Source organism: Arthrobacter sp. 05L417, from assembly GCF_056397865.1.
Window position 1 is genome coordinate 1 of sequence record NZ_JBFTOG010000072.1, and the last position, 4,960, is coordinate 4,960.

3 protein-coding genes are annotated in these 4,960 nt (G+C 63.5%); 1 reads left to right on the forward strand and 2 read right to left on the reverse strand.

The genetic code is table 11. The features are described from left to right. Nucleotides 1-282: 282 nt before the first annotated feature. The gene (locus AC1DJW_RS26245) at nucleotides 283-591 is read right to left on the reverse strand and encodes a DUF4190 domain-containing protein (protein WP_459343137.1); all 309 of its coding nucleotides are present in this window, start codon (nucleotides 589-591) and stop codon (nucleotides 283-285) included. An 890-nt stretch (nucleotides 592-1,481) separates the two neighbouring features. Here AC1DJW_RS26245 and AC1DJW_RS26250 point away from each other — a divergent pair. Next, the gene (locus tag AC1DJW_RS26250; RefSeq protein ID WP_476902922.1) at nucleotides 1,482-2,732 is read left to right on the forward strand and encodes an IS256 family transposase; all 1,251 of its coding nucleotides are present in this window, start codon (nucleotides 1,482-1,484) and stop codon (nucleotides 2,730-2,732) included. On the opposite strand, the gene AC1DJW_RS26255 is transcribed toward AC1DJW_RS26250, so the two are convergent. Next, a complete protein-coding gene (locus AC1DJW_RS26255; RefSeq protein ID WP_476902921.1) occupies nucleotides 2,695-4,797 on the reverse strand; it encodes an RHS repeat-associated core domain-containing protein in 2,103 nt (700 codons plus the stop codon). The two genes, AC1DJW_RS26250 and AC1DJW_RS26255, sit on opposite strands and share 38 nt — an antisense overlap. Between the last annotated feature and the right edge of the window lie 163 nt (nucleotides 4,798-4,960).

Sequence of the window (4,960 nt, forward strand, 5' to 3'; positions counted from 1 at the left end):
GCCATCACGACCTGGATCGAAAGGACCTACCACCGCCGGCGACGGCAAAGACGGCTGGGAAAACTCACGCCAATCGAATATGAAACAATCAACCGGACCGCGCTCACAGCGGCCTAAGACCCCGAGTCAACAAAAGCCGGGGCAGTCCCTTACTGTATCAACGCCAGGTGACAAGAATGGGTACGCCCTATGCGGACAGGCATGCGGTCGGCTGGATCATCGAACGGGAGCCGTCGCCATGGCAGCGGGTTACCGCAGCGAGGGCAGCCGGATTTTGCTGCCTCACGGATGAATCAGGAACCGGGTGACGAGGTAGAACGCAAAATCGACGATGCCGATGATCATGCCCGCAATGGCGAGCCCGCGCCCACGCAAGCCGTGGTCCCTGGCACGCCGGAACCCGATGCCCGAGATGGCGGTGCCGAGCGGACCGGCCATGGCAAAGACGAAAAGTCCGACGCAACTGATGATGAAACCCGTGATGGCGGCCTTGCTGAACGGTGCCCGGGCCTGGACCGGCGCATACTGATTGCGTATCTGCGGGGCATCGGACGGCCAGCGCTTCTGGGGAGGCCGGGGAACATTTGTCATGTCATCTGTTCTTTCTTTTTGATGGGTGTTGGGTGGGCCTGCAGACACGCATCGCAGCGTGTCTGCAGGCCGGCAACCTCTGTGGTGTGCCGCACCCGTTATCGGGACGTAAGCCCTAAGGACACGATGTAAGCAAAGAGAGAAACGTAACCTACGGTGTAGACGACACTATGTGGCCATCTTGACGTCAGGCTAAGGGTTCTCTCTTCGTTCACATGGTTGCCTTCGCCGTGACCTCCGGCCAAGCGCGGGTCCTTCCTTTTGGCGAAATAAAGTGGGACCGAGCCGAGCAATAGTCCACTTGCTGCGAATGCAAGCGCAGGGATTCCAGCCATGTTCGTTGAGAACGCCAAAGCCACGGCAACTAGGCCTTGGGACGCAATGCAGACCAGGTTGAGCTGCCCTAGTCTCTCATCGAGACGTGAACCGCGGCGCACTATTGGGAACCGGTAGCGACCCCAATAGCCAGCAGACAAACCCAGCAGAACGCCGAAGATCACAACGATCACGTTCATTGGCAGTAATTCCTGTAGTAATTGAGGGCGTCGTTCGATGGGCCAGCGAAGTTGGCCGCACCCCAGATCAGTCGAGCTTCAGATCTCGCAGAGGCGGCCACATGGCGGGCTGTCCACGCAGTTCCCCTAAGGATGCCGCCAGCTCTGAATCCAAACAGTGATAGCCCAGTGTTCAAGATCCCGGTGAGGCAATCAGCGGTGCGTCCGCCCACGCAGTCGAAGCCCGCTTCTGTCCCGGCGATGCCGGCATTCACAACGGTAGCCGATGTCGCGACCACTCCTAAGACGGGGACTGTCTGAATAACGGTGTGTGGCTCCGGCCTGATCCGAAAGGAGACGGCCGTGTCAGAATCCACGACCGAGATGGAAGGGGTGATGATCGATCCTGTGACGGGAGAGATCATCGATCAGAAGGAGCTTGCGGAGCGGCTGCTCGCGCAGGCCAAGGAACAGGGCGTGAGCCTGGTTGGCCCGGGCGGGCTGCTGAACCAGCTCACCAGGAACGTGCTGGAAACCGCTCTGGAAGCGGAACTGACCGAGCACCTCGGGCACGAGCACGGCCAGACGCCGATCGCAGCCAACATGCGCAACGGCACCCGGCCCAAGACCGTGCTGACCGAGATCGGCCCGGTCGAGATCGAGGTGCCCCGGGATCGGGACGGCTCGTTCGAGCCGGTGATCGTGCCCAAGCGGAAACGGCGCCTGGACGGGATCGACCAGATCGTGCTCTCGCTCTCCGCCCGGGGGCTGACCACCGGGGAAATCGCCGCGCACTTCGAGGAGGTCTACGGGGCCAAGGTCTCCAAAGACACCATCAGCCGCATCACGGAGAAAGTCGCCGGAGAACTGGCCGAATGGTCGGCCCGACCATTGGATCCGATCTATCCGGTGCTCTTCGTCGACGCGGCCGTGGTCAAGGTCCGTGACGGGCAGGTGCGCAACACCCCGTTCTACGTCGTCATGGGCGTCACCGTGAACGGGGAGCGGGAGATCCTGGGGCTCTGGGCCGGCGACGGCGGCGAGGGTGCCCGGTTCTGGCTGCAGGTATTCTCCGAGCTGAAGAACCGGGGCGTCGAAGATGTGTTGATCGCTGTCTGCGACGGGCTCAAGGGCCTGCCGGAGGCGATCACGACCACGTGGGAGCGAACGGTGGTGCAGCAGTGCATCGTGCACCTGATCCGCAACAGCTTCCGCTACGCCGGCCGCCAGCACCGCGACGGGATCGTCAAGGCGCTCAAGCCGGTCTACACGGCCCCGTCCGAGCAAGCGGCGAAGGACCGGTTCGCCGAGTTCACGGCCGAGTGGGGCCAGCGATACCCGGCCATCGTGCGGCTCTGGGAGTCCTCATGGGCTGAGTTCGTGCCGTTCCTGGAGTACGACGTGGAGATCAGGCGGGTGATCTGCACAACAAACGCGATCGAGTCGATCAACGCCCGCTACCGCAGGGCAGTGAGGGCCCGCGGGCACTTTCCAAACGAGGCCGCCGCCCTGAAATGCCTGTATCTGGTCACCAGGTCCCTTGATCCCACCGGCGGCGGTCGGGCACGCTGGGTCATGAGGTGGAAGCCTGCGCTGAACGCGTTCGCGATTACCTTCGCCGGCCGGTTCGAAAGAACCATTCACTAATGAAAACCGGCCGGACCCACACACCGTTTATCGGACAGTCCCCTAAGACGAGAGCAGCTGTTCCCCCTGTTGCCACTGTGACGGTTGCGATTGTCGCGGCTAGGGCAATCACACCCGCAACTGCCCCTACCGTGTCCCATTCCTGGCGTGACCATTCGAAAGGGTTCCAGCTCCAGAGGCCCAAGCGGTCCGATGCGTTGAGCGGGTTGTTGTTGGCGTATGCGTAGATTGCATTGGTGATGGCGGCGAGGGGGTCGACACTGAGGAATTGTGCCGTCATTGGGTCATAGTAGCGGGCGCGGAGGTAGTAGAGGCCGGTGTCGGTGTCCTGGGTCTGGGCGTTCCAGCGCAGTGGGGTGTCGGCTGTCCCGGTTTTTTGGCTGGGGTTGCCGTTGGCGTCGTAGGCGTAGCTGGCGGCCACGGTGCCGTTGCTGTCGGTTAGGAGCCTGGTCGAGTTGTATTGGTCATGCTGGTAGTACAGTGCGGTTCCGGTGGGGTCGATTTGCTCGACGGGGTTGCCGGCGTCGTCGTAGAGGTAGCTGGTGGTCCCGTCGGTGAGCATCAGCGGTACCCCTGCCCGGGTGTCCCAGGCGTAGTGCTGAGCTGGGCCGGAGGCGGGGACGCGGCTGGCGCGGAGGCCCTCGGCGTTGTACGCGAAACTGGTGCCGCTGGCTCGGGTAAGCCGGTTGGCCTGGTCCCAGGTGTAGGCCGCGGTGGATCCAGCGGGTCCGGGACCGGTGAGCCGGTTGCCCTGGGCGTCGTAGCTAATGGTTGTGGTGGTTCCGGCCAGGGTGTAGCTGGCGGGTTGGCTGGCCGCGTCGTAGGTCAGGGTCGCCCCTGAGCCAAGGGTGGTGGCGTTGCCTGTGGGGTCGTAGGTGTAGGCGCTGGTGTTCACGCCGGCGAGCTGGTCCCGGCTGGTGTAGCTGTAGTTTTCGGCTGGCTGGGTGATCCCGGTAGTCGTGGTGGAGGTCAGGGCGCCGGTGTTGTTGCGGGTGTAGGTGAAGGACCCCAAGGCAGTGCTTCCGGGGCCGGTGTCCGTGATGGCAGCAACCTGTCCGGCCCCGTCGAACGTTGTCGCGGCGGTGACGCCGTTGCCGTAGACGGTGCTCGTCGTGTTGCCGTCCGCGTCAGGCGTGAAGGCTGTGGTGTGCCCTAGCCAGTCCGTGATCCCGGTGAGGTGCCCGGCTGTGTCATAGGCGCGCGTGGCGGTTTGCCCGTTCGGGTATGCCAGTGCGGTGAGGTGCCCGGCGAGGTCGTAGGTGTATCCAATGGCCTGTCCGGCGCCGTTGGTGGAGGAGGTGAGCCTGCCAAGGGAGTCGTAACTGTTGGTGGTGGTTCCGGTCCCGTCGGTCATCGTGGCACGCTTACCGGTGGCTGTGTAGGTAAAGGTCGCGGATGGGGTGGCCCCGCCGGAGTAGCTTGTTCCGGTTTTGTCGCCGGCCGGATCGTAGGTGTTGCTGGTCGTGCGTCCGGATGCATCTGTTATGGATGTGACATGGCCGGCGGCGTCGTAGCCGTACGTCGTCGCACGATTGAGGGGATCGCTGGCGGAGATGATACGTCCGAGGGGATCGTAGGCGTAGGTGGTTGCGTGACCGGCCGGGTCGGTGACGATCGTGGGATTGCCGTCGGGGTCGTTTGCTGTGGTGGTGACGCTTCCGTCAGGACTCGTTTGGGAGATTACGTGCCCGTTGGGATCGTAGGCGGTGGTCGTGGTGTGATTTTGCGCGTCGGTGACCGTGGTGCGGTTCCCGACGGCGTCGTAGCCGTAGCTGGTGGTGTTGTTCAGCGGGTCGGTGACGGTGACCGGGCGCCCGTCGGCGTCGTAGGCGTAGCTGGTCGTGTTTCCACGCGCGGTCGTGGTGGTCAGGATCCTGCCGACCGGGTCGAAAGTGGCTCTGGCAATGTTCCCACCAGGATCGGTGGTGGAAGTGCGGTTCCCGGCAGCGTCATAAGCGTAGTCGGTGGTGTGTCCGTCCGGGTCCGTGACGGCGGTGACATCGCCCGGGTGAGTAGTGTCGCCGTGGGTGTAGGTCGTGGTCGAGGTCTGGCTGGTCCCGGTCAACGGGGTAGACCGGGGGGACTGCCCCCGGTTTTGTTGACTCCTTGACCTAGCGAGCTGGTGCTCGTGGAAGGATGTTGACCATGCCGACGGCTTATGGGGCGGAGTTCCGCCAGGATGTTATTGATGTGGCCCGCAAGGGCGAGGCGCCGCTGGCGCAGATTGC

Coding starts and splice junctions, on each gene's coding strand:
- AC1DJW_RS26245 (WP_459343137.1), bottom strand. CDS start 591: ATGACAAATGTTCCCCGGCCTCCCCAGAAGCGCTGGCCGTCCGATGCC.
- AC1DJW_RS26250 (WP_476902922.1), top strand. CDS start 1,482: ATGATCGATCCTGTGACGGGAGAGATCATCGATCAGAAGGAGCTTGCG.